The sequence below is a fragment of the Streptomyces sp. NPDC001020 genome, assembly GCF_053599115.1.
The window spans coordinates 1-1,727 of the sequence record NZ_JBSFLQ010000098.1 but is presented as its reverse complement, the minus strand read 5'-3'; the positions used below and the strand labels follow the sequence as shown (position 1 = coordinate 1,727).

1 protein-coding gene and 1 pseudogene are annotated in these 1,727 nt (G+C 63.8%); both read left to right on the top strand.

Features of this window, described 5'->3' with window-relative positions; all coding sequences use genetic code 11:
* Positions 1 to 542: 542 nt before the first annotated feature.
* Positions 543 to 1,169 (top strand): peptidase inhibitor family I36 protein, encoded by a 627-nt coding sequence (locus ACWDEX_RS37155; RefSeq protein WP_450469102.1) that lies wholly within the window; start codon positions 543 to 545, stop codon positions 1,167 to 1,169.
* 274 nt (positions 1,170 to 1,443) lie between these two features.
* Positions 1,444 to 1,727 (top strand): annotated as a pseudogene (locus ACWDEX_RS37150) (hypothetical protein); the annotation flags it as partial.

Genomic DNA, 1,727 nt, shown 5'->3' with positions numbered 1-1,727 from the left:
TAGACGTGCTGGGGGTGCTGGGTGGCTATACCGGCTGGGGTGGAGTCTGCAGGGCCCTACGTTGAGCTGTCGTACAAGACGGGTGCGGCGTCCGACGCTGGATTGCGTGACGTCTCGGTTCGAGCATGTCGCTCCGGTCCGGCCATTCCGCTGGTCGCGGGGGAGCGTCTGGCTTTGTTCACGGGTAGCGGTTCTGGCTCACTTTCCGTGACGCGTGCACGGTGAGTGATCTCCGCTGGGGGACCGGTGGGACGGAAGGTGGGTCTCAGCTGCAGATGATGGGGCAGCCACGTCGGATCGAATTTGGGCAGCGCGCAGGAACGGTGCGACACGGAAAGTGAGTCAGAACCGCAGTTTGGGAGGCATGTCGCCACGCGTGACCGTGTCGGCGGCGGCAAGTTCTTCGGGGGCCTGACGCTGGGCGGCGTCATCTGGGTCGATGCCGCCGTCGACCCAGACGCGCAGGAGGACGGCGATGCTCCGTTTGGGTGGTAACTCGGCGACTTCGCCCGAGAGCGGTCAGTGCTCTCGTTATCAGAGTCGTGATCGAGAACATTGCGCGCCTAGTCGCCGCACTCGGGCTGTCCGCCGCTGCGACCGCCATTCCTGCCCAGGCTGCCGCTGCCGACGTGCACGACTGTTCGGAGGGGAAGTACTGCTTCTATTCCGAACCTGACTACCAGGGCATCAAGAAGGAGGTCGCGCTCAGCCCACACCAGTGCTACAAGGCCAACGTCAGCTGGCCGGACGGCACATCATCCCGGCCGGCGGGCATCGTGAACAACCGGAGTGAACTCAGCCAGCTCGAAGCCTTCGACAGAGACTCCTGCCAGGGCCAGCCGTACGGCCTCCTGCGTTACAAGCAGAGCGTGCCCAAGATCAGTGACCGTGCCAAGTCATTCCGCGTCGCGCCCCGCTGCGACATCGGCAGCATCTGCATCTACGAGAACAAGGACTTCACCGGTAAGCGCTGGCAGGTCACTCCCGGCCGCACCAATCGGTGCGTCGACCCCGGTGGCGAGGCCTGGGGCTACGGCTTCTACAACGCCACCAACTACACGGCCACTTTCTACCGCTCCATCTTCTGCACCATCTTGCCTACCGGTGGTATTCCGGCGGGAGATTACGGAGCCTTCAACGACCAGGTTCACCTGGTCAAGATCGACTAGAGGGCTGGTGGGCTGACCACTGGATCTTTCAGACGGCTTGTGAGCGCGGACCGGTGTCCGCTTCACGCGGCAGACTGCCTCGCGTAGTCATACGCACCGCCCCCGGCGCAATCCCGCGCCGGGGGCGTTCCGTACTGACGAGACTCTGCGCCTGGCTCTGTTCACTTCACAGGGTTCTGGCGACGCGTGCACGGTGAGTGACGGCGAGAGTCGCTCTAACTGTCGGAACGTTGCCTGAAGATCGTCAGGGGCAATCTAGGGTGCGCCAGAGTTCATGGTTGCCGACACCCCCCAGGTACTACCGCTCGCCGAGAAGCTGGCGGCAGTCATCGATCTGCCACCCGAAACTCCGAGTAATAGTCAAGACCTGTGGATCGGTGAAGTTATTGCCTGGTACTCCGGCACCATCGGATCTCGCCTTTGTGCCATTCGTCGGTGGGCGAGAGCCCGGCGGCGGTTGCCTCTGGGCGACAAGGCGTACGACTCGAAGGCCGTACGCCGGGAACTGCGGCGCCGCAGGATCCTGCCGGTCATCTCCCTCAAGGGCGCCCCGAACAT